This is a genomic window from Lysobacter sp. Soil_C_15, assembly GCF_057657315.1.
The window spans coordinates 24,525-48,281 of sequence record NZ_JBDGIR010000014.1 but is presented as its reverse complement, the minus strand read 5'-3'; the positions used below and the strand labels follow the sequence as shown (position 1 = coordinate 48,281).

The window sequence follows — 23,757 nt, the reverse complement described above, 5'->3', positions numbered from 1 at the left end:
GTGCCCATGTTTCGCGTCCGTGCCTTATCGCCCTGTTTGCTCGCCGTCGCCGCCGCCTTCGTCGTGGTTCCCAGCGCCCAGGCGCACGAGACCGTGCCGCCGGATTGGTGCCTGGACAGCAAGCGCGAGGCCGAGATCGTCGGCAAGTTCGAGTTCGACGGCGGCGAGCTGCGCGAAGTGGCCGCCAAGTGCGGCATCGTCGAAAAGGACGACTGGCTCACCGCCAGCGCCACCCTCGCCGCCTACTGCAAGATCGTCGCGCCGCTGAAGGACGCCGTGCCCTTCGTGTTCGCGCCCGACAGCTACGCCGGCAAAGGCCACCACACCGAGTACCGCCTGGACGACGGCGCCACCGGCGTTTGCGCGGTGTGTCCGCCGCCGGCCAGGTGAACCGATGCGGCAGGGACGCCGCTCACACCATCGCGTCGCGGCGGGTGTAGGCCAACACCGCGTCGACGCGTTGCTGCAACGCGGCGCGGCTGTCGGCCGGCAGCCCGTCGCAACGGCTCAGCACGTAGTAGGCCGAGCGCAGCACGTCGCGCCAGCGCGGGTTGCGCGGTAGCTTGGACACCGCCAGATAGCGTTCCAGCGCCCGCGCGCGCAGGCGGCCGTCGTCGATGTTGACCCGCCAGATCCGGCTCTTCTCGGCCAGCTCCAGCCGGCCGGTGCCGGTGGCGCGCTCCCAGGCCTCGAGCGTGGCCAGCATCAGTTCGACCAGGCTGCGGCGGAAGCCGTCGCGCACCGCCGCGTCGGCGCTGGCGTCGGCCTGCGCCGCATCCCGCCTGTCCGCCGCATCCGCGGCCGGGTCGAGGATCGCGTCGTGGTCGTGGACCGCGTCGTTGGCGGCGGTGAGCGCGATGGCCTGCGGCGGCGGCGCGCCCGTGCCGGCGGGCTGCAGCGCCAGCACCACCAGGCCGTCGCCGCCGGCCCAGGGCTCCAGCGCCGCCGACAACGCCACCCCCTGGCGCGTGGCCAGCGACAGGCGCTGCGCCGCGCTGTCCTCCATCCGCTCCAGCGCCGAAGCCAGGGCCGCGCCGCCGGCGTCGTCGACCAAGGCCGACAGCGGCTGCCCGACCAGACTGGCCGCGTCGCCGGCGCCCAGCCGCAAGCGGCCGGCGCGATTCACCGCCAGCAGCAGGCCCTCGGCGTCGAGCAGGCATAGCGCCTCGTCGCGGCTGTCGAGCAGCGCTTGCAGCAGGCTGCGATCCTCGGCCAGGGCATCGGCTTCGCGCCGGTATCGCGCCAGCTCTTCTTCGTGGCGGATGCGCCGCGCCTCCTCGCGCAGGCGCTCGCGCTGGCGCCGCCGCTGCAGCACCAACCACACCCCCAGCACCGCCGCCAGGCCGGCGGCGCCGGCGAACCACAGCATCGCCGTGCGCTGGCGGAACTGGGCGCTGCGCAGCCGGTTCTCGCTTTCCAACGCGGCGATGGTGCGTTGCTGCTCTGCCGATTCGAAGCGCACCCGCAGCCAATCCAGTTGCCGGTCGTGCTGGGCGCGGGCCAGGGCGACGGCCTTGGCATGGGCCTGGCGCAAGGTAGCGTTGGCGGCGGCGAGGTCGCCCGCGCTTTCCTGCGCCTGCGCCAGCGCCTCCAGCAACGCCACCCGCATCGGATCGCCCTCGGGCACCGCCGCCAACGCCTCGCGCAATCGCGCGGCGGCGGCCGCGGTTTGCCCGGACAGCTGCGCGGTGCGCGCGATCTGCAATTGCAGGGCCGGCGGCAGAGGCAGCTTCCAGGCGTCGGCCAGGGCCAATGCGGCGGCGCTCCAGCGCTGCGCCTGGGCGATGTCGCCCTGCGACAGGGCGACCCGGGTCAGCCCGTCGTGCACGCGCAACTCGTACACCCGATTGCCGTCGGCGCGGTACTCGGTCAGCGCCTCCTGCAGCCAAGCGGCGGCCTGGCGCGCGTCGCCGCTGTCCAACGCGACCTCGGCCATGGTTTCCAGCACGTGCGCGGCCTCGACCGGCTCGGCCTTGGCCCGGTAGGCGGCCAACGCGTCGCGGTAGTAACGCATCGCCGGCGCGGTTTCGCCGAGCTCGCGGTACACGTCGGCGAGGTTGTTGAGCACCGCGCCGGAGATTTCGCCGCGCGCGCGCTGGATCTCCAGGCTCGCGGTCAGGCTGCGCAGGGCGCCGCGGAAATCGCCGAGCCGACGCAGGGCGGCGCCGACGTTGCTGAGGTCGCGCGCGGTCGCGGCGCGGTCGCCGAGCTGCGCGGACAAGGTCGCCGCGCACTCGAAGCGCGCCAACGCCTGCACGATCGCCTCGCGGCGGAAATCGAGAATGCCGCGCCGCCGCACCAGTTCGTAACGCAGGCCGGCGTCGCCGGGGGCGCCGATCACCGCCTCGGCGCAATCCAGCGCGCGTTCGGCCTGCTCGAAACGGCCGGCGTCCAACTGCGACTTGGCATGCGCGAACAGGGCCGCGGCGCCGCCGTCGGCGGCAGTGGGCGCGATCCCGGCCCGCTGCAGGCACAGGGTCGGCTGCGGCAGGGTACGCATGGCGCGCGGCGCGCCGCAGTCGGCTGCGGCCTGGGCGGTCGCGCACAACGCCCACAGCGCCAGTGCGATGCAGGCGCTCCGCCGCAGCGGTGCGGCGCGAACACGCAACGCCGGACAGCGGCCGGGCACCTCGACGAATCCGCTCATCGGGCCGTCCTAGGCCTCATCCATCGGCATGCCGGGGTCGGCCGGAGCCCGCAGCCGCCGCAGGCGCCCGCTCGCCGGCCGGGACGCGACGTCCATGGCTGCGCACTCCGTGCCGGGCCGCGACCCCAGGGTTGCTCATCTGCCACCTGCCTCATGCTGATCAAGGCCCAGGGCGAATTCTCGCCATCCGGGCGGAGCACCTCGTCCTTGTCGGGGTCGGGCCCAGCTTAGCAGCCCGTCCGGGAGCGCCGGTAGCCGGCTCCGCCGCGACCCGGCGGGCGCGCAAGCCCGCTACCGTCGCAGCATCGCGGCCGGGCCCTTCATCGAGGCGCAGGTCGAACAGCAGACGCGATCGCCGCGGCGGATGTGACCGGCGCGGCGGCCTTTGCAGGGATCGGCGCGCGTCGTTGGGGCGCGGTCGCGTCGATCGGCGCCGACGCATGCCGATGCGGACTCGCCCGTGCGCAGCGAGCGGCCGGCTCCAGCGCCGGCGCCGCGCGCGAAGCGCGCCGCGCTTGCGGGTCCTAGCGGATTCGGGACGCTTCGCGTCGACGATGCGTCGAAACAGAATGCGTCGCCCGCGACGTCCGTGATCGAAGTCGCGAACGCACGCATTGCCTACATATCTCGGATCGCGAAAACATCTCGAAAACATGTCGTTTCGATGACAAAACACATCCGTGATCGCCCTAGCTAGGCGACGTCGTGGCGAGTTGTTCTAATCCGCCGACCTCCCCTCACCCAGGCGATCGCCCCATGGGCTTCCCGACTCTCGATGGCGTGTCCTACTACCCGCAGTACTTCCAGCAGCCGGCGCAGACGGTGCCGCCGCCGCAGCCGCAGGAGCAGTTCCACACCGTCGAGAACGGCGAGAGCCTGGAGTCGATCGCGCAGAAGTACAGCACGCCGGAAGCGCCGGTGACCGCGCAGGACATCGCCGACCGCAACCAGCTCGGCGCCGAAGGCGTGAAGCCGGGGCAGAACCTGATCGTGCCGACGATCAAACAGCACGCCGAACCCAAGGCGGCGCCGAACGCCACGCCCGAGCAGGGCAAGAGCGATCAGGCGATGAGCAAGTACCTGGCCGCCGAAGACAACCTGACCGCGTTCGAGAGCGGCTACCAGCGCAATCACAACGACCCGGATTACCAGCCGCTGCGCAGCGGTTACGCCGGCCAGGCCAATACCGCGCGCACCGAACTGCGCGACGCGATCGGCGCCGAGATCAAGGCCGAGTTCGCCGCCCATTCGCGTCCGACCGGCGATATCTTCGACAGCAAGGCGATCGAGCAGTACGGCGCGGCGGTGATCAAGCGCTTCGAGAACGACCCGGCCGGCAAGGCCGCGGCCGAGGCGGCGGTCAAGGACTTCGGCGTCCAGCACGAAGTCGACACCGCGCTGTCGACCGCCAACGCCATGCCCGACGCCAAGGGCGCGGTCGAGTCGCTGAGCCGCGACCTGCCCAAGCTGTCGCCGGAAGCGCAGACGCGGCTGCTGTCCAGCCCGGGCTTCGACAAGCTGATGGACGAGAAGATCGCGCCGTCGTTCACCGCGCCGCTGCAGGGCGAACCGTGGGAGAACTCGCGCAGCGGCCCGAGCGCGCCGCCGAAGGAAAGCCTGCTGCAGTTGCAGGCCCTGGTCGAGAAGGCCGATCCGCGCGTCGCCAACGAACTGGCCGGGCGCGGCACCGATGCCCTGAACGATTTCTTCCAGCGCGCCGAGAAGGACGGCTACAGCATTCGCCTGGGCATCGAAGGCACCACCGCGCTGGTGCACATCGCCGGGCGCGTCGGCAACACCGCCGACGGCCATGCGGTGGTCCAGCGCATGGCCGACCTGCCGGTCGACGCCAGCCAGATCCACCTCGCCGTGGCCGAAGGCGCGCGCCCCGACCTGCTGGTCGCGATCGCCAAGGCCGGCGGCGGCGAGCGCATCACCGCGACCGCGATCGATGGCGTCAAGACCTATGCCGGCAGCCTCAACGGCGACGTCGACAAGCTGGCCAAGGCCACCGACGAGCTGACCTGGCTGATCAGCAACCACGGCGGCTCGATGACGCCGGACCAGCTCAACAAGGCGATCCAGGACTACACCGCCGACCAGCTGAAGAAAGATCCGAACTGGGAAAAGAACATCCAGGCGATGGAAGAAAAGGTCGCCAAGGGCGGCCAGGCCCTGCTCGACCAGATCGAGAGCCTGGGCAATCTGCCGCCGGACCAGAAGGCCGCCGCCGACAAGGCCATCGAAGGCATCCTCGGCGACTCCAAGTCCTCCTACGCGATCAGCCTGGCGCTGAAGAAGCATCCGGAGTACATCGACAGCGAGGCCGGCAAGCGGCTGATGCAGAAGAACGCCTACGACGCCAAGCTCGGCGAACAGGGCCTGAAGCTGACCAAGGAGCTGGCCAACGCCTACATCCGCAACGACGTGCTGGCGGCGGCGCAGAACTACGACCCGCGCAATCCGGCCAGCATCCAGCAGGCCGAGCAGGCGATCGAGCGGCTGAAGAATCCGACCCTGGTCAAGGCGCTGGGCATGGACGTCGACAGCAGCAAATACCAGAGCTACGTCAAGCTGGTCGACGAACTGAAGAAGAGCCTGCCGGCCGCCGGCGACGGCACCCAGCAGATCGTCGACAAGCTCAAGACCCATGCCGAGGCGATGGACAACGTCGACAAGCGTTTCACCGCCGAAGGCCATCGCCCGACGTTCGAGAAGAACCAGCCGGTCGGCCAAGTGCTGCGCATGGTCGGCGTCGGCTTCGCCACCATCGGTTACCTCAACTCGCAGGGCAAGGCCAACGACGGCCAGTTCACCCTGGCCAACCGCAACGACATCAAGGCCATCGTCGACGCCGCTTCGCTGGGCCAGAAGGGCACCGAGCTCGCGGTCGGCCTGGGCATGGTCGCCGAGAACTCGGCCCTGGGCCGCTTCGGCGCCGGCAACCGCGCCAACGACGGCAGCAGCATCGACCCAGGCCGCATGACGCGCGCCGACCGCGTGTTCGGCCACCTCAGCGCCGGGCTCGATTACTGGGCGGCGGCGACCAGCTACTCCGCAGGAGACAACGTCCGCGCCGGCTTGTACGCGGTCAGCGGCGTCGGCGGCACCATGGCCGCGCTGTCGGGCACCAGCCTGGCCGCTTCGCTCGGCGCCGGCAGCTGGCTGGGCCCGGTCGGCATCGCCCTGGTCGCGATCGGCACGATCGGCCTGACCATGAAGGACCGGGTCGATCACTCCAACGCGCACATGAACGAAACCTCGGCCAAGTTCCTCAGCCATGCCGGCTTCGACGCAGCCACCTCCAAAGCCTTGGTCGACCAGAGCGGCGAGGGCTGGAGTCCGGTGACGCTGCTCACCCGCTACGCCACCGACAAGGGTTACAAGCTCGACAACCCGGCCGATCAGAAGAAGTTCGTCGACTGGGTCAACAGCATGGACGACGGCCAGCTCGACAAGTTGCGCAGCCAGCTGCATTTCGCCCTGGACGACATCGACGGCGACGTCGGCAAGTTCGGCAGCGATACCGCGGTCTATCGCCCGGAGACCTTCATCCACGGCGGCGGCGGCATGGCGGTGAAGGTGAACGCGAACATCAGCACCATCGGCCACCTCGAAGCGGTGATCCGCGACCTGGGCCTGCCGGAACTGCCGAAGGCCTGAGGGTTCGCCGCTCGCGGGTCGCGGCGCAGGGAAGCCGAAAGGCAAATCCCCCCCCCTTTGAAAAAGGGGGTAAGGGGGGATTTGCTTTGGCTCTACCGCTCCAGCGCTATCGCCGGCCCCTCAGCGCCGCAACAACGCCAATGCTTCCTGCGCCAGAGCGCGCGTCAACTCGTACGCCGGCAGCTCGCGTCCCAGCCGCGCCGCCTGTCCCGACCACAGCGGCATGAAGCCGGCCTCGCCGGCGGCCTCGGCCGGCGCGCGCAACGGCGCCAGCGCGCCGCCGGCGAGCGGGAACTCCGGCGCCAGCGCAGACACCGGGCCGAGTTCGCGCATCAGGCGGTTGACGATGCCGCGCGCCGGCCGGCCGGTGAACAGATTGGTCAGCGCGGTGCCGTCGTCGCGCGCCTCGCGCAGGGCCTGCCGGTGCAAGGGCGAGAGCTTCGCCTCCGGGCAGAACAGATAGGCGGTGCCCAATTGCACCGCCGCCGCACCGAGCGCGAACGCGGCGGCGATGCCGCGCGCATCGCCGATGCCGCCGGCGGCGATCACCGGCACCCGCACCGCATCGACCACCTGGGGCAACAGCGCGAACAGGCCGACCTGGGTCGACACACCGTCTTTGAGCGGGCCGTCGTACAGGAATACGCCGCGATGGCCGCCGGCCTCGGCGCCCTGGGCGACGATCGCGTCGCAGCCGTGCGCTTCCAGCCAGCGCGCCTCGGCCACCGTGGTCGCCGACGACACGATGCGCGCGCCGGTCGCGCGCACGCGTTCGAGCAGCGGCGGCGCCGGCAGGCCGAAGTGGAAGCTGACCACCTGCGGCCGCACCTGCTCGACCAGCTCGCAATACGCCGGGTCGAACGGCGCCCGGCTCGACGGCGGCGACGGCATCGCCGGGTCCAGGCCGTACTCGCGGTAGTAGCCGGCCAGACGTTCGCGCCAGGCCGCCTCGCGCGCGGGATCCGCTGCGGGCGGGCGATGGCAGAAGAAATTGAGGTTGAGCGGCGCAGCGGTCGCCTCGCGCACCTGCCGACATTGGGCCAGCGCCTGCTCGACGCTCAGCGTCGCGCACGGCAGCGAACCGAGCGCCCCCGCCCGGGCGGCGCCGATCGCCAGCTCGGCCAGGTTCGGCCCGGCCATCGGCGCCTGCACGATCGGCAGTTCGATGCCGAACAAGTCCTGGATACGGCGATCGGGCCACATGCGCGTCGCACCTGTCGTAACGGGAGGCCCAGCATGCCACCGCGCCCACGGCGCCGTCCTGGCCGCGCTTGGCCGCCCCCCGCGCGACGCCTGCGCGCGACCGCTACTGCGCCGGCCGCGGCCAGATCGCGCCGCTGGGATCGAACTCGGTGTTGCGCATGCGCTCGCCGCGCCAGCCGAAGCCGCAGATCGCCAGCGGCCCTTCGACCAGCGGATCCAGGCCGAAGGCCTGCTCGATGTCGACCTCGTTGATCGCCGCAGTGATGAAGGCGCCCAGGCCGAGCTCGGTCGCGCTGAGGTACAGGGTCTGCGACAGGTGGCCGCTGTCCAGCAGCAGGGCGCGGTAGGCCTTGGCGTGATAACGGTACTTCCAGAAGCTGCGCGCGTAGCGCGGGGTCAGCACCGCCATCGCCGCGGCATCGGCGAACCAGTGCTGTCCGGCCAGGGCGCGCAGGGCGAACTGGTGCAGCTCGCCGTCCGGCGCCGGCAAGGGCTCCAGCGCGTGATCGACCGGGTGATAGTGGTACAGCCCTGGCGCGATGCCGTCGACGCGCTGCACGATCAGATAGGCCTCGGTCGGATGCAGCCCGCCGCCGGAGGGCGAGTGCTTCTTGAGGAACACCGTGTCGTCGGCGACCGCGACCATCGATTGCGCGGCGAACACGCGCTGCAGCATATGCGCGAACAGCTCGCGGCTCAGCGTCCGCGCCGGGTCGAAGTTGCGGCAGGTCGCGCGCTGGGCGAGCAGGCGGTCGAAATCGGTATCGCCGGCGCGCGGCAAGGCCAGCCTGGGCCCGGCATCGGCGCGCGACGGCGCGTGCGGCGGCGGCGCGCCTAGCTTGCGCCGCAGGTCCGGTGCGGTGTGCAGTTCGTTGGCCTCCATCGCGCCGACGCTGTCCAGGCCCTGCCAGCGCGCCAGCCGGTGCATCATCGCCGCGGCCGGCCACCAGTACGCCGCACGCAGGCGTTCGTCGCGTTCGCGCCAGGCTGCGCGCGCCGGCTCGTCGCCGTCGCTCAGCACCAGGCCGGCATCCAGCAATCGCGCCAGGGTCGCGGCGTCGGCGTCGAAGGCCGCCGCGTCGGCCCACTCGCCCGGGCCGATCCGGCCGAGCAATTCGCGCTGCGCCGCATCGATCTCGGTCTCGCTGTCCAGATGCGCGGCCAGCGCCAGCCAGCGCCGTCGCCGCGCCAGTCCGGCGCCGCCGGACAGCAGCGACGACAGATCGAAAGCCACGTCTTCGCGCGGCTCCAGGAACAGCACGCTGCAACGGCGAATGCGCATGAACGCCCCGAGTCGTAGAAGGATCGCCGCGAGGCGGCGTCCGCGGCGCGCGTATCGCGCCGGCAGGCGCCATGATGCCGGGCGATGCCGCAGGCAGCTAGCTGAACGCGTTCATCGGAACGCGATTGGCCGACCCTCCAGCGCTTTCGCGTGACTGCTCAGTGGAGCGTAAAGGTTGTTCGCCGCTCCAGATCAGAGATAAATTCCGCCGCAGACAGGCCCAAGCCGGGTCTTCACAAGGGGAAACAGATGTCTATCGAAAACAACGGCCAGCCCGGGCATCCGCCGTTGGCGCCCGAAGTCGCCGACAAGTTGCTCGACCTGCTGAGCTCGGACGACCAGTTCCGGCAACGCTTCGCCAGCAATCCCGAGGGTGCGCTGCAAAGCCTCGGCCTGGCGCCGCTGCAAAGCGAAGCCGCGCTGGCCGGCGGCAGCTGCCTCAACGTCAGCATGCTGGCGAGCAAGGAAGAACTGCAGGCCTCGCGCGACGTGCTGCGCGACTACTTCACCTCGGCCGGCACCCACACCGTGGTGTTCGTGCTCGAGTTCGGTCAGGTCCAGGCCACCGCCGGCGGCGCCGTCGGCTCGGGCGGCGGCAGCGTACTGAGCTAAGCCGCGTCCGCCGATTCCGCGCGGCGCCGGGCCGGGGAGCCCGCCGCCGCGACGGAACCGCCCTGTTCCGCTACGCCGCAGCGCACGCCGCGCAGGCGGGCCCCGGCTCGCGCCGGCGGCGCAAGCCAGCGCGGCGAAAACCGCCGTTCCGGTTTCAGCCGGCCGCAGCCATCGGCGCGGTCACCTTGACCACCGCCACGGTGCGCGCCGATTCGCGTTGCGCGCGCGCGGCGTCGGCGACGTTCATCGCCACGAAGACCTGGCCGCCGAACGGTTCGGCGTAGGCGCGGCCGCGGTGCTCGGCGATCCACTGGTTCTCGCGCGCGGCCTCGTCGCTGCGGCCGGCCGCGAGCAGGGCATCGCGCAAGGCGACCCGGGCCTGGAACGGCTCCCTGTCGTCGAGCAGGGCGCGCAACTCGCGCACCGCGCGCTGCGGATCGCCGCCCAGGCGCGCCTGTTCGGCGTAGGCGACCCGCAGCAGCTTCTGCGACTGGACATTGCCGCTGGCGTCGACCAGCCCGGCCACCCGCGGCAACAGGCGTTCGGCGACGGCGCGCTCGCCCTGGCGCTGCGCCAGCCGCACCGCCGCCAGCGCGATCACCGACAAATCGTCCTGGTCGGCGCTGCCGGGCTTGGCCGCATCGTTGAGCACGCCCTGGGCGAACTGTTCGATCTCGCTGGCGCTGGGCCGGCTCTGGCCGGACACGCTGCGCACCAGCAAGTCGGTGAAGCGGATCGGATGCCGCACCAGCGGGCCGGCGTCGCGCGCCACCTCGGCCGCCTTGCGCGACAGCGCGCGCGCACGGACCAGGTCGTTCTGATCGAGGGCGACGGAGATGCGCTCGAACTGCACGGTCAGGTTGGCCGAGCCGATATCGCCGTCGGCGGTGAGCCCGTCGAGGATCCGGTTGGCCTCGTCGAAGCGGCGCATCGCCGCCAACGCTGCGGCATGGCGGCGGTTGGGCGGGTAATGGCCGCTGGCCTCGGCCTGTTTGAACGATTCGATCGCCTTGGCGTAGCGTTCCTGCGACAGGTGCACGCGGCCGGCCAGCTCGAAGGCGACGTTGCGCAGCGGCTCCTGCGGCGCGGTGGCCGCGGTGGTCGCCTCAAGCGCGTCCTTGAAATCGTTGGCCAGGAATTCGGACCAGGCGTACTGGTAGCGGCCGGCGAAGTAGTCGGGATAGAACTCGGCCAGCATCCTCCACTTCTGCGGCGCGTTGCGCGAGGGCTTCGGGCCGAACTCCGCGGCCCAGGCGTCCAGGTACATCGCCTCGCGCGGGGTCAGGTGGTCGCGCAACTGCTGGGCCTTCTCCAGGTACGGCCGCGCCGCGTCGGTGTCGGCGTTGCTGACGTACACCCGCATCACGCCCATGTGGGCGAGGGCGAAATTGGGGTCGATCTGGACCGCGCGCTGGAAGTACTGCAGGGCGTCGTCGAACTGGCGATGCGCGTACGCCTTGGCGCCCAGGGCGTAGGCGCGCAGCGCGTCGAGGTTGCCGGTGGCGACCTTGGGCAGCGGCTCGGAGTCCTTCTCGATGTTCTTCAGCGCCTCGCCGAGCTTGCCGCGCAGGGCGGTGGTGACTTCGTCGATCGAGGCCAGGGCCGAGGCCGCGCCGACCCCGTCGGCGGATTCGGCGTAGACCGTGGTCTGGGTGTGCGGATCGATGACCTCGGCGCTGACCCGCACCCGTCCCCCTACTTCGGCCACGGTCGGCAGGATCACCGCGCGCGCGCCGTCGCGCAGCGCGATCTCCGAGGCGATCGAGCGGTCGAGCACGGTGTCGGGCTTGCGGTGCATGCGGTCGAGGGTGTCGCGCGCCTTGAGGTCGGACAGCACGTTGACGTAGCGCGACTGCTCCAGGCTGATCCGGAACGCCTGCTCCAGCGAATCGTCGAGCACGCTCTGGCCGGTCAGGTTGCGCAGGTCGCCGACCACCACCCAGTCGCGTTGGTTGAAGGCGATCGCCGGCTGCGGCCGGGTCGCGAACCAGATGCCGGTGCCGATCACCGCCAGCACCGCCAGCTCCGCGGCCAGCGCCGCCGGGCGCCGCCACAGCGGGATGTCGCGCCAGGCCTTGGGCCCGTTCGGCGGCGCGCGCAGCGGGGCGATCCCAGGCTCGCCGACCTCATAGATCTCCTGCGGCTCGGGCACGCCCTTGAAGCGCCAGCGGCCGTGCGATTTCCACAGCAGTTGCTGGCCGCGCTCGCCCAGCTCGCGCGCGGCGCGATGGGCCAGCGGCTCGGCCACCGCCGAGAGCAGGATCTGCCCCGGCCGCGCGGTCGCCATCAACCGCCCCGCCATCGGCTTGGCCAGGCCCTCGACTTCGACCGGCTTGGCCCCGACCCGCACCGCCTCGTCGCTGTTGCGCCAGGTCAGCACCTCGCCGACGTGCAGGCCGGCGCGGGCCTTGAGCTCGACCTTGCGGCTGGCGCCGAGCTCGCGCAGCCCGCGGGCGTAGTCCAGGGCGAAGCCGAGGCCGTCGATCGGGCGCTCGAACAACAGCAACAGGCCGTCCGAGCGGTCGATCAAGCGCCCGCGCCAACGCTGCTGCAGCTGCAGCACCAGGCGATCGTGCTCGCGGAACAGACCCGCCGCCGGGCCGTCGCCGAGCCGTTCGACCAGAGTGGTCGAATCGCACAGGTCGGTCAGCAACAGGGTCCGCAGCTGCGGCCCGTCGGGGTTCGGGCGGTGGGCGTCGTTCATCAACGGCATCCTTGTCGACGATGGCTCAGGCCGGCGTCAGTTCGGCATCCTGCCAATGCACCCGATTGCCGCCCAGGCGCTTGGCCTGATACAGCGCGCCATCGGCGTGCGCATACCAATCGTTCCAATCGTACTTGGCGCTGACCAGGCAGGCGCCGACGCTGACCGGGCAGATCGTCGGCGGCGACTGCGGGATGTCCAGCAGGCCGTGCACGGTCGCGACGATGAACTCGGCGAAGCGCATGACGTCCTGGCGGGTCGAGGCGGCCACCAGCAGGCAGAACTCGTCGCCGCCGAGGCGGCAGGCGATGTCCTCCGGCCCGGCCACCGAGCGCAGGATATTGGCCACGCTCTGCAGCACCCGATCGCCGGCCAGGTGGCCGTGGTCGTCGTTGACCTGCTTGAAGCGGTCGCAGTCGACCAGGATCAGGCCCATGGTCTCCGGCATGCCCAGGGCGCGGCTTTCCTGCAGGTGCAGGGTCAGGCCACGGCGGTTGTACAGGCCGGTCAGATCGTCGGTGCGGACCAGTTCTTCGGTCTGGTTGAGCTGGTGGGTGGTCGCGTACAGGCTGTCGAGCGCGGCCTCCAGGTCCTGGTTGCGCCGTCGCAGGCGCCGGATCAGGCTTTGCTCGTTGAGCACCACGCGCATGATCGCGCGGCGCAGGAAATGCGAGACCAGGGCCGGGTCGCGGTCGACCAGGCGCTGGAACTCCTCGTGGCGCAGTTCGACCAGCAGGCCGTCGGTGGCGGCGATGGCGTCGGCGCTGCGGGCGTGGTCGCCGATCAGCAGGCCGAGCTCGCCGAAGAACTCGCGCACGCCCAGGCGCTTGGTCACCAGGTCGTCGCCGAAGTCCAGCAGGACCGCGCCGCGGGCGATCACGAACATGGTGGTACCGAGCTCGCCGCGGCGGAACACGACCTGGCCGGCCTCGACCCGGCGCGGCCGGCCGATCTCGGCGAACAATTCGAATTCGCCGGGCGTGAGGACGGCCGTCGCCGCGTCCGTCGGCGCCGCGGTCGTCATCGTATTGTCGGTCTCGCGGGCCATCGTCGGCACCGTCACGTCGCGATTCATCCCGATCTCCCCACACCCCGCGTCCTGTGGGGCCACAGCGGCAGGATAGCACCTGGTCTGAACGGCTAACGCCGTGCGCCGGCCGGATCGGCCAGCGCTCTGCCGAGGGCCCAGGCCCGATCGCCGCGGCGCCATGATGGCACGGCGCCCATGGCGGACGCATGTTGCAGCGACGCAACCCGGCCAGCCGCCGCGCACCGTCGGCGGACGCGTGCCGGCCTATTCATCGGATCGGCCTCCGGGCAGGTGCGACGGCAAGGACGGCCGCCTGTTCAGGACGCCCGGCGACGCGCGGGTCCGCATCGGACCGGCGCGCGGCGCCCTAGTTAATTAGTCGTAGCGGGACCGCGACGGACGCGGCGAACCGGTCCCCTGCCCCGTGCCGGCTACCCGCGACCGGACCGACCGGTCTCGGCCTGCGCCCAAGGATGGCGCCAAGATGGCGCTCACCGTTGCCGTTGCCGTTGCCGTTGCCGTAAAGAGCCTGGCGGAGCTTCGACCTCGCGAGAACGCCCTGAAGCCCCGGAGGGCGGGCCGCAGGGATGCGGCCCGTGCGCAGCCAGGCCAGGGATGGCCTGTGCGGAGCAGCCCTGCGCAGGCCTCGTCCCATAGTGGCTTTTGATTCGAAACAGGAATGGCGTTTTCTTTGGTTACTTTTGACCGAAGGAAATCCCGTGGGACTTTGTCGCCTTGGACAAAGAAAGTGACCCGGCCGCTTGCGGACGGAAGCTTTGCTTTGGAGCTTTGGAGCTTTTGAGCTTTAGAAGCGTTCGAACGACGAACGCCGCGAGACCGCAAGAGCGCGGTCGCGGCTTATGACCGAAGGAAATCCCCGTGGGACGCCGCTCCTACAGGGGCATAGGACAAAGACGCGGCGAGAAGGAAGGATGACGGTCGCGGCTTGCGCCGCTCCTACAGGCGATGGCCTTGAACTTCGATCTATAGCGTCGGCCTTGGATTTCTGCGCGTCCCTTGGTCGCGGCTCACGCCGCTCCTACAAGGGCGCAGGACAAAGACGTGGCGAGATCGGGGCGATGGTTTCGGATTTCGATCTATGACGTCGGCCTTGGATCTTCTGCGCGTTCCGTGGTCGCGGCTCATGACCGGAGGAAATCCCTGTGGGACGCCGCTCCTGCAGGCGTCCAGGAAAAGACGCGGCGAGAGGGAGCGGGAACGATGCCGCGCGGGGCAAAAGACGAGGGCCCCGCGCTGGGCCCTCGGGCGGCGGCGCCGCAACGCCGCCGCGATCGGTCCGGCCTGCGGCCTCAGGCCGCGACTTTGGCGCCGTCGTGGAACTGCTCTTCCTCGGTCGAGCCCTTCAGCGCCACGGTCGAGGACTGCCCGCCCTGGATGGTCTGGGTCACCGCGTCGAAGTAGCCGGTGCCGACCTCGCGCTGGTGCTTGACCGCGGTGAAGCCCTTTTCGGCGGCGGCGAACTCGGCCTCCTGCAATTCGACGAAGGCGCTCATCTGCCGGCGCGCATAGCCGTGCGCCAGGTTGAACATCGAGTAGTTCAGCGAATGGAACCCGGCCAGGGTGATGAACTGGAACTTGTAGCCGTAGCCGGCGATTTCCTTCTGGAACTTGGCGATGGTGGCGTCGTCCAGGTTCTTCTTCCAGTTGAAGCTCGGCGAGCAGTTGTAGGCCAGCAGCTTGCCCGGGAACTTGGCGTGGATGGCCTCGGCGAACCGGCGCGCGAACTCCAGGTCCGGCTTGCCGGTCTCGCACCACACCAGATCGGCGTAGGGCGCGTAGGCCAGGCCGCGGCTGATCGCCTGATCCAGGCCGTTGCGGGTCTTGTAGAAGCCTTCGACGGTACGCTCGCCGGTGGTGAAGGGCCGATCGTTCGGATCGATGTCGGCGGTCAGCAGGTCGGCGGCTTCGGCGTCGGTGCGGGCGACGATCAGGGTCGGAACGCCCATCACGTCGGAAGCCAGGCGCGCGGCGACCAGCTTCTCGACCGCTTCGCGGGTCGGCACCAGCACCTTGCCGCCCATGTGGCCGCACTTCTTGACCGAGGCCAGCTGGTCTTCGAAGTGCACGCCCGAAGCGCCGGCCTCGATCATGCCCTTCATCAGCTCGAAGGCGTTGAGCACGCCGCCGAAGCCGGCTTCGGCGTCGGCCACGATCGGCTGCAGGAAATCGACCTCGCCGCTGCCTTCCGAGCACTGGATCTGGTCGGCGCGCAGCAGGGTGTTGTTGATCCGGCGCACCACCTGCGGCACCGAGTTGGCCGGGTACAGCGACTGGTCGGGGTACATCTCGCCGGCGATGTTGGCGTCGGCGGCGACCTGCCAGCCCGACAGATAGATCGCCTTGAGGCCGGCCTTGACCTGCTGCATGGCCTGGTTGCCGGTCAGCGCGCCGAGCGCGTTGATGAAGTCCTCGGTCTGCAGGTAGTTCCACAGCTTGGCGGCGCCGAGCTTGGCGATGGAGTGTTCGACCGGCACGGTGCCGCGCAGGCGCACCACGTCCTCGGCCGAGTACGGGCGGGTGATGCCGGCCCAGCGCGGATTGGTGGCCCAATCGTGGCGGAGTTGGTCGGCGGTCGGCAGCGTGTGGCTCATGACTTCGATTCCTTACGTTGGGTCTGGTGACGTGGGGGTACTGCGCCTGTAGGAGCGGCCCTCAGCCGCGACACGCGGCTTGCGATGTCGTTGCGGTTGGGCGGTCGCGGCCGGTGACCGAGGGAAATCCCGGTGGCACGCCGCGCCTATGGGAAGCGGGGATCAGTCGATGCGTTCGTAGGCCGGCAGGGTCAGGAACTCTTCCAGGGTGTCGGCGTGGGTCAGGCGATCGAGCATCGCGATGGCCTCGTCGAGCTTGGAGCCGCCCGGCAGCTTCATGCGCTCGACGAGCTTGCTCGGCAGGCCGATCAGGGCGCGTTCGAGCAGGGCGAAATCGACCGGCGTGCCGTCGTCGAGAAACAGATTCTCGGCATGGAGCCACTGCCACAGCTGGGTGCGGGCGATCTCGGCGGTGGCGGCGTCTTCCATCAGCCAATGGATCGGCACGCAGCCGTTTCCTTCCAGCCAGGCCGCCAGGTAGCGCACGCAGACCTCGACGTTGCCTTCGAAACCGGCGCGGGTGACCGTGCCCAGGCAGGGCTTGATCAGGTCGTCGCGGATGATCAGCACGTCCTCGCGCAGCACGTGCTGCTGATGCGGGGTCGGCATGCGCTCGTCGAAGATCCGCATCGCCAGCGGGATCAGCGCCGGATGCGCGACCCAGGTGCCGTCGTGGCCGGCGGTGACCTCGCGCAGCTTGTCGGCGCGGACCTTGGCCAGCGCGGCTTCGTTGCCGGCCTCGTCGCCGCTGATCGGAATCTGCGCCGCCATGCCGCCCATCGCGTGCGCGCCGCGCTTATGGCAGGTCTGGATCAGCAGTTCGGAATAGGCGCGCAGGAACGGCTGGGTCATGGTGACCTGGCCGCGCTCGGGCAGGACCTTGTCGCGGTGGGCGCGGAAGGTCTTGAGGTAGGAGAACACGTAATCCCAGCGGCCGCAGTTGAGGCCGGCGATGCGGGTGCGCAGCGCGTGCAGGATCTCGTCCATCTCGAACACCGCCGGCAAGGTCTCGATCAGCACGGTGACCTTGATCTGGCCCGGCGCCAGGCCGAGTTCGGCCTCGACCCGATCGAGCACCTCGTTCCACAGCTGCGCCTCTTCCATCGACTGCAGCTTGGGCAGGTAGAAGTAGGGACCGCGGTCCAGCGCCGCCAGCGCCTTGGCGTTGTGGAAGGCGAACAGGCCCAGGTCGAACAGGCTGCCGGACATGGCCGCGCCGTCGATGCGCACATGCTTCTCGTCCAGGTGCCAGCCGCGCGGGCGCACCATCAGCACCGCCTGCTCTTCGAACGGCTTGAGGGTGTAGTGCCTGGCGCCGTCGGGCGCCATCCAGTCCAGGGTGCCGGCGACCGCCTTGCGCAGCGCGCGCTGGCCGGTCAGCAGGTTGGCCCAGGTCGGCGAGGTGCTGTCCTCGAAGTCGGCCATGTAGACCTTGGCCCCGGAGTTCAGCGCGTTGATGACCATCTTCGGGTCGACCGGGCCGGTGATCTCGACCCGGCGGTCGAGCAGTGCGGCCGGCAGCGGCGCGACCCGCCACTGGCCGTTGCGGATCGGCGCGGTGTCGGCGCGGAAGTCCGGCAGGCCGCCGGCGTCGTAATAGGCCTGGCGCTCGCGGCGCGCGGCCAGGCGGGCCTGGCGCGCCGGCTCGAAGCTACGGTGCAGGCCGGCGAGGAACTCCAGGGCGGCCGGGGTCAGCAGCGACTCCTGACCGGCCACGACGGCGGTCAGTTCGATGCCGTCGCCCGGCGACCGTTGCTGGGGATGGGGGTCCTGCCACTGCGCGATCACTGCCGACATGGTGCGACTCCTGGGGGAGAGGGCCGCTCCCGACGAGCCGACCCGACGCCTCCGACCATGCGCCGGCGTGTTGTATTTGACAATCAAGTTTTTTCAATGCATATCATTTGAAGAACTTATACTTGACTGTCACATGACACCGCCCCGCACCCTAAGTCCGCGATTCGCTTACAAAAGCGATCGGCTCAAGCCGCTGCGCGCGTTCTGCCAAACGGCGCGCCTGGGGTCGGTCTCACGCGCGGCTGAGGCGCTTTATCTGAGCCAGCCGGCCGTGACCCTGCAGTTGCAGGCGCTGGAACGCGAGATGGGCGTGCGCCTGCTCGAACGCAGCGGGCGTCGGGTGGCGCTGACCCGCGAGGGCGAGGAGCTGTACGAACTGGCCCGGCCGCTGGTCGAAGGCCTGGACGCCCTGGACGGCACCTTCCGCGAGCGGATCCGCGGCCTCGACGCCGGCGAGCTCAACGTCGCCGCCGGCAGCTCGACCATCCTCTACCTGCTGCCCAAGATCGTCGAAGCCTTCCGCGCCTCCCATCCGGAGGTGCGCCTGACCCTGCACAACGTCACCGGCGCCGGCGGCCTGGACCTGCTGCGCTCGGACGGGGTCGACCTGGCGGTGGGCTCGATGCTCGATGTGCCCGGCGACCTCAGCTACGCGCCGGTGTATCGCTTCGAGCCGATGCTGATCGCGCCGCGCAAGCATCCGCTGGCCCAGCTCGATCGGGTCAGCCTGCAGGACCTCAGTCCCTACGGCCTGATCCTGCCGCCGCAGCGCCTGACCACCTACCGCATGGTCGACCTGGTGTTCCAGCAGAACCGGGTGCCGTACACGGTCGCGCTGGAAGTCGGCGGCTGGGAAGTGATCAAGCAGTACGTGGCGATGGGACTGGGGATCAGCATCGTCACCGCGATCTGCCTGACCGAGGCCGACCGCGCGCGGCTGTGCGTGCGTTCGCTGGCCGAGTACTTCCCGTCGCGCAGCTACGGCGTGGTGGTGCGCAAGGGCAAGTACCTGTCGCCGCAGGCGCGCGCCTTCACCGAACTGATCCAGCCGGCGCTGTTCGAGCGCGCGGATTACTACGCCACCGGGCAATCCGACCGCTGAAACGAAAAGCGGCGGGAGCTCGCGCTCCCGCCGCCTTATGGTTCAAGCGACGATCAATAGCGCACGCCGATGCGCGCGCCGCTGAAGCCGCTCGCGGCGTACATGCTTACGTACACATAGCCGGCCGGCGGATTGGGCACCGTCAGGGTTTCGGCGTTGCCGGCCTGGGTCGAGCGATAGTTGTGCGCGCTGCGCGTCGCCCAAGCGCCGTTGGTGTTGACGTACAGATCGGCGTTGCCGCTGCCGCCGGCCGCCTCGATGCGCAGTTGCGGCGTGCCCGCCGGCACGTACAGATAGAAGTACGCGTAGTTGCCGGCCGTCGCGGCGACGTTGCTGCGCGCGCAGTTGCGGTCGAGCTGACGGGTGTCGGCGCCGGCGCATTCGGGCAGGCCCGGCTCGGCGACCGCGACCGTGCGCACCGCCTTGGCGGTGGCGCCACGGTCGTCGGTGACGGTCAGGGTCACGGTGTAGCTGCCGGCGGCGGCGTAGGTCTTGCTCGGGTGTTGCTCGGTCGAGCCGCTGCCGTCGCCGAAGCTCCATTGCCAGGCGACCACGCGCCCGTCCGGATCGGCGGAGCCGTCGCTGAAGCGCACGCCCAGGCCGCTGGCGACCGCGGTGAACGAGGCGGTCGGCGCCTGGTTCGGAGTGCCGCCGCAGCCGGCCCCGTCGGGCTCGGCGACGCAAGGCAGCCAGGCGCGGAAGGCGGCGTCGTTGCCGCTGCCGATGCTGCCCATGTAACCGGCGTAGCCGGTGTAGTTGCCCGGACGGAAGTAGCCGAGGATCGCGTTCACCTGCTCGCGGCGCTTTTCGAACATGAAACGCACCGCCAGATAGCCCCAGCGATAGACCAGGTTCTGGCCGCTGTTGTAGTCGTTGCCGTAGACCCGGCTCAAGGCATAGGTCGCGCGTGCGGCCTCCTGCTGCGCCGCGGTGTTGGCCAGGTTGCGGTACGAGAACGACATGTACTCGGCCAGGCCCTCGACCCACCACACGGTCTTCTGCGACATCGCGGCGTTGAAATCGCCGTGCATGTCGAAGCGGCCGTCGAGGTAGTGGACGTATTCGTGGGTCAGGTTCCAGATCTCGAAGCGCGGCAGCACCCAGTCGGCTTCGTGGGCGATGAAGCGGGCCTGGTTGCCGGCCTGGGCGGGGTTGCCCTCCAGGTACATGCCGCCGTTGTTGGTGTCGATGCCGAAGATCGCGCCGGCGTAGATGCCGTAGTCGTCGCTGCTGTCGAACACCACCATTTCCAGGGCCGCGTTCTGGTCGTTGGCGACCGGCGTGCGGTTGGTGCCCAGGGCCTGGTGAAAGTAGCTCTCCTGGCCGGCGACGATGCTGCAGGTTTCGCCGAACTCGGCCGCGCTCATCGCCTGGGCGCGGATGCGCAGGGTGCTGCTGCAGGTGTGGCGCAGCGGCAGCGCCGCGGCCTCGACCCGGGCCTTGAAGTCGCACAGGCCGAAGTAGCTGCAGTTGCCGCGGTCGTAGTAGTCGGCCATTTCGCCGACCCCGACCCACAGCCGTGCGGTCGGGCCGGTCACCGCGCTGCGATCGAGCAGCGCCTTGACCCGGGTCCGCACCAGGGTCTTGAGGCTGCCGTCGTATTGCAGGAAGCGGCCCAATTCGCGGCCCGCGTTGGCGACCAGATAGGCCTCGGGCTGACTCAGCCGGGCGAAGTGGCGGTCGGCGAAGCCGTACAGCGATTCGACGATGGACGAATCGGCCTGCACCGCGGCTCGGAACGCCGGGTCCTGGTGGCCGCGGAAAGTCACGTTGTAGGCGTTGTTGACCGCCACCTTCATCCAATAGTGCGCGTTGTAGCTGCTGTCGTAGGCGGCGAGCAGGCGCTTGACCACATGCAGATAGCGCGCGTTCTCGATCGCGCTGTCGATCAGGGTCACGTACTCGGCCAGGGTTTCGCCGTGCACGTCGTCGACCCGGCCGAACTGGGCGTTGCCGGCGAAGGCGTCCAAGGCCGGACGGATCGCGGCCTGCAGGGCCGCACCGTAGCTGCCGACCGAGCTGTCGTAGTACTGCACGTAGTAGCCGGCGCGCAAGAACAGCACCAGCTGCAGGGTGCTGTCGGCGTTGGTGCCGTCGTAGCGTTGCGCCGACGCAGTCAGCGCGTTGGCGATGGTGATCATCTGCGCTTCGCGGAACGTGCCGTAGGCGACGCTGCCGCTGAGGCCGAACAGGGCGTTGATGCAATCGCTGTCGGCGGCCTTGACCGCGGCGACCAGGGCTTGGCCGCTGAGCGAGGCGAAGCCGTTCGGGTCGCAGGCGGCCTTGGCCAGCCGTTTCGCGCTGGCCTGCAGCGAAGGCCGCTGCAACAGATCGCGGCCGTGATCGGCCAGGTCGTAGGCGCCGTCGTCGGGCTGCAGCAGCTGCGGTTGCTGCGGCGCGCGCCGGGCCGGATCCAGCGCCTGCGGCTGGCGGTGCTCGCCGTAGATCTGGCGTTCGGTGCTCGGGCTCTTGCGGCCGGGCGAGCGCAGCGCCGGCGCGCGCGCCGAGGCCAGCGTCGAGGCCGGCGCGCCTGCCGACTGCGGCGACGAGGGCGTCGGCGCGGCCTGCCACGGCAGGGCGAAACTCAACAGGCTGACGGCGGCGACCGCCAGCCCGATCAACAGGGCATGGGCCGGTCGCGGCTTGGGTGCGTAAGACATCGCAACTCTCCTCTCAGGATGGGCGGCGGCGCCGCTGCGCGAACGCGCAGCCAGGAACGCCGCCGGGGGCATGGCGAGAACGGCGATCGGTGGTGGGCATCTCTCCTGCGTCGTAGGGATCGACGGGCGACGCGCGCCCGCTGCGGGGGATCGGTCCGGCGGCAACGCGGGCGCGACGGCGCCCGGCCCGGCGGGCGGAGCCGCCGGAATTGGGCAGGGCGCTGGAGGCAGGCGGGGTGCGGTGGACGAACCGGTTCCGGCCGGCCGCGCGCCGGCCCCGGCGCAGAGACGCCGGCGCAACGGATTGCGGCGAGGACGGGGCCCCTGACCCGGTCGACCGAAGGCGCAGCCGCCACGGTCATGAAGCCGTCACGAACGTTTGCTATTCGGTATACCGTATACGGTATGAGCAGTTGACGAGGATTTCCGTGACCGCGGTCGAGCCGCCGTGGCCGCGCCGACGAACGGCGATCCGCCGCCATCGGGTCGACCGCGCGCCGAGCCGGCCGACTCGGAATGCGCCCGCGGCAGGCCGGCGTCGCGCGCCTGCGCGGGCGTGCCGGCACGCCGGGCGCTTGGTTAGACTGCGGCGATGAGCATCGTCCCGCGTTCGCTGTCCGACCAAGCCTTCGAAGTGGTGCGCGAACGAATTCTTTCGACCCAGATTCCGCCGCTGGCGCCGATTCGCCAGGAATTGCTGGCCGAGGAACTCGGCATCAGCAAGATTCCGCTGCGCGAGGCGCTGGGCCGGCTGGAGGAACAGGGCTTGCTGTGCTCGCACCCCAACCGCGGTTTCTTCGTCCCGGCGCTGACCGCTATCGAGGCCGAGGAAGTGTTCGCGCTGCGGCTGAAGATCGAACCCGACGCGGCCGCGGACGCCTGCCGCGACGCCGGCGAGCACGAGCACGAGGCCGCGCGCACCGCGCTGGCCGCGCTGGAATCGGCCTCCGACGCGGACGTGCGCAGCGCGGTGGTCTACAACCGCCAGTTCCACCTGAGCCTGGTGCGCCCGGGCGGACGGGCGATCACCGCGCAGTTGGTCGAACGCCTGCAGGTGCTGGCCGAGCGTTATGTGCGCAAGCACCTGGAACCGGAAGGCCGCGAAGCGCGCGCCGCGAGCGAACACCGCGCCATCCTCGAGGCCTGGCTGGCGCGCGATGCGGCGCGGGTGGCCGAGCTGCTGACCGCGCACATCGCCTCGACCCTGCACGACCTGCGCCAGCAACTGCCGCCGGCCGACCCGGCCGAGGCCAGGCCGCCTGCGCGCCGGCGCCGCTGAAGCGCGGATCGCCGCGCGGCGCGCTCAGGTGGTGCCGTGGTGCTTGCCCTGCCAGGGCTTGTACCAGTCGCGGATGCGGCGCATGTCCGCTTCCATGTCCTCGCCCAGGTGGAACTCCTGGCCGATCCCGATGACCTTGTCCGGATAGTGGAAATAGGCCGGAATCACCGGCACGTCGGCGGCCTTGGCGATCTTCCAGAACCCGGCCTTCCAGCGCTCGACCGCCTTGCGCGTGCCCTCCGGGGCGATGCCGAGCCAGAACTTCTCGGCGCCGCGGATCATCGCCGTGGCCTGGTCGATGACGCCGTGCGCGGCGCTGCGGTTGATCGGAATCACCCCCAGCCGGCGCAGCAGCCAGCCCAGCCCCGGGACCCGGAACAACGACTCCTTGGCGATGATCTTCACGTCCAGGCCCAGCGCGGCCTTGGCAGCGAAGCCCCACACGCCGTCCCAGTTGGACGAATGCGGAGCGCCGATCAGCACCGCGCGCGGCACGTCGGGAAACTGGCCGATCATGCGCCAGCCGCCCAGGCGCAGGATGCTGCGGCCGATCCAGCGGGTCAGCCGGTTGGGCGGCACCCGCGGCACGTTCGGCGGCAGCGGCGGGACGATGTCGTCCGTGGCGATTCGGTCGGCGGACATGCGCGCGCGGCTCTCCTTCAATCCCAACTGCGTTGCGAACGCTCGCGCTTGGTGGCGCCGCGCTCGCGTTTGGCCCCGAGCCGGCGCTCCTTGGCGGCGCGGCTGGGCTTGGTGGCGATGCGCGGCTTGGGCGCGCGCAGGCCGCTGTCGACGAACGCCGCCAGGCGCTCGCGCGCGTCCTCGCGGTTGCGTTCCTGGGTGCGGAAGCGCTGGGCGCTGATCACCAGCACGCCTTCGCCGGTCATGCGCCGGTCGCGCTTGGCCAACAGGCGCGCGCGTACCGCCTCCGGCAGCGTGGGCGACTGCGCGACATCGAAGCGCAGCTCCACCGCGGTGGCGACCTTGTTGACGTTTTGCCCGCCCGGGCCGGTCGAGCGCACGAAGCGTTCGACCAGCTCCTGTTCGGGGATGGTGATGGACTGAGCCGTCATGCGTTCCTCCGCCGGCGATTGTAGACCGGCGCGCGACCGCGCCGATGACGGCGCCTTGACGGTGCCGGCCGGTACCGCGGCGACTGCGACCGC

Annotated in this window: 15 protein-coding genes; 5 read left to right on the top strand and 10 right to left on the bottom strand. The window is 70.4% G+C overall.

Annotation, left to right across the window (positions count from 1 at the left end):
- Positions 1-6 precede the first annotated feature (6 nt).
- Entirely contained in the window at positions 7-390 is a 384-nt protein-coding gene (locus AC3A57_RS21950) for a hypothetical protein (protein WP_487580840.1), read from the top strand.
- Positions 391-412: 22 nt separating this feature from the next.
- On the opposite strand, the gene AC3A57_RS21945 is transcribed toward AC3A57_RS21950, so the two are convergent.
- Positions 413-2,647, bottom strand: coding sequence for a hypothetical protein (locus AC3A57_RS21945; RefSeq protein WP_487580839.1), 2,235 nt, complete (start codon positions 2,645-2,647; stop codon positions 413-415).
- Positions 2,648-3,403: 756 nt separating this feature from the next.
- Between AC3A57_RS21945 and AC3A57_RS21940 the strand changes: the two genes are divergently transcribed.
- Positions 3,404-6,310 carry a LysM peptidoglycan-binding domain-containing protein gene (locus tag AC3A57_RS21940; RefSeq protein WP_487580838.1) on the top strand — a complete coding sequence of 969 codons (2,907 nt, stop codon included), beginning with the start codon at positions 3,404-3,406 and terminating at the stop codon, positions 6,308-6,310.
- 120 nt (positions 6,311-6,430) lie between these two features.
- On the opposite strand, the gene AC3A57_RS21935 is transcribed toward AC3A57_RS21940, so the two are convergent.
- On the bottom strand, positions 6,431-7,513 hold the full coding sequence (locus AC3A57_RS21935; RefSeq protein WP_487580837.1) for an NAD(P)H-dependent flavin oxidoreductase: 1,083 nt from the start codon (positions 7,511-7,513) through the stop codon (positions 6,431-6,433).
- Positions 7,514-7,616: 103 nt separating this feature from the next.
- A complete protein-coding gene (locus AC3A57_RS21930; protein WP_487580836.1) occupies positions 7,617-8,795 on the bottom strand; it encodes a putative peptide maturation dehydrogenase in 1,179 nt (392 codons plus the stop codon).
- Positions 8,796-9,044: 249 nt separating this feature from the next.
- On the opposite strand from AC3A57_RS21930, the gene AC3A57_RS21925 reads away from it, so the two are divergent.
- Positions 9,045-9,407: an NHLP-related RiPP peptide gene (locus tag AC3A57_RS21925; protein ID WP_487580835.1), complete on the top strand. Its 363-nt coding sequence runs from the start codon at positions 9,045-9,047 to the stop codon at positions 9,405-9,407.
- Positions 9,408-9,561: 154 nt separating this feature from the next.
- Here AC3A57_RS21925 and AC3A57_RS21920 read toward each other — a convergent pair whose 3' ends face one another.
- From AC3A57_RS21920 to aceB, 4 genes are all read right to left on the bottom strand, one after another.
- Positions 9,562-12,111: a putative peptide modification system cyclase gene (locus tag AC3A57_RS21920; RefSeq protein WP_487580834.1), complete on the bottom strand. Its 2,550-nt coding sequence runs from the start codon at positions 12,109-12,111 to the stop codon at positions 9,562-9,564.
- Positions 12,112-12,136: 25 nt separating this feature from the next.
- A complete protein-coding gene (locus AC3A57_RS21915; protein ID WP_255595563.1) occupies positions 12,137-13,159 on the bottom strand; it encodes a GGDEF domain-containing protein in 1,023 nt (340 codons plus the stop codon).
- Between the two features lie 1,292 nt (positions 13,160-14,451).
- Complete coding sequence (aceA, locus tag AC3A57_RS21910) at positions 14,452-15,753, bottom strand: isocitrate lyase (protein WP_487580833.1); 1,302 nt, start codon at positions 15,751-15,753, stop codon at positions 14,452-14,454.
- Between the two features lie 162 nt (positions 15,754-15,915).
- A complete protein-coding gene (gene aceB, locus AC3A57_RS21905; protein ID WP_487580832.1) occupies positions 15,916-17,550 on the bottom strand; it encodes a malate synthase A in 1,635 nt (544 codons plus the stop codon).
- 133 nt (positions 17,551-17,683) lie between these two features.
- Here aceB and AC3A57_RS21900 point away from each other — a divergent pair, with 133 nt between their 5' ends.
- Complete coding sequence (locus AC3A57_RS21900) at positions 17,684-18,652, top strand: LysR family transcriptional regulator (protein WP_221670977.1); 969 nt, start codon at positions 17,684-17,686, stop codon at positions 18,650-18,652.
- 53 nt (positions 18,653-18,705) lie between these two features.
- Here the strand turns inward: AC3A57_RS21900 and AC3A57_RS21895 are convergent, their stop codons facing one another.
- Positions 18,706-21,312 (bottom strand): collagenase, encoded by a 2,607-nt coding sequence (locus AC3A57_RS21895; protein WP_487580831.1) that lies wholly within the window; start codon positions 21,310-21,312, stop codon positions 18,706-18,708.
- Between the two features lie 592 nt (positions 21,313-21,904).
- On the opposite strand from AC3A57_RS21895, the gene AC3A57_RS21890 reads away from it, so the two are divergent.
- Complete coding sequence (locus AC3A57_RS21890; RefSeq protein WP_487580830.1) at positions 21,905-22,591, top strand: GntR family transcriptional regulator; 687 nt, start codon at positions 21,905-21,907, stop codon at positions 22,589-22,591.
- Between the two features lie 24 nt (positions 22,592-22,615).
- On the opposite strand, the gene AC3A57_RS21885 is transcribed toward AC3A57_RS21890, so the two are convergent.
- Positions 22,616-23,233 carry a lysophospholipid acyltransferase family protein gene (locus tag AC3A57_RS21885; protein ID WP_487580829.1) on the bottom strand — a complete coding sequence of 206 codons (618 nt, stop codon included), beginning with the start codon at positions 23,231-23,233 and terminating at the stop codon, positions 22,616-22,618.
- Positions 23,234-23,250: 17 nt separating this feature from the next.
- Positions 23,251-23,664 carry an alternative ribosome rescue aminoacyl-tRNA hydrolase ArfB gene (gene arfB / locus AC3A57_RS21880; protein ID WP_221670973.1) on the bottom strand — a complete coding sequence of 138 codons (414 nt, stop codon included), beginning with the start codon at positions 23,662-23,664 and terminating at the stop codon, positions 23,251-23,253.
- Positions 23,665-23,757 lie beyond the last annotated feature (93 nt).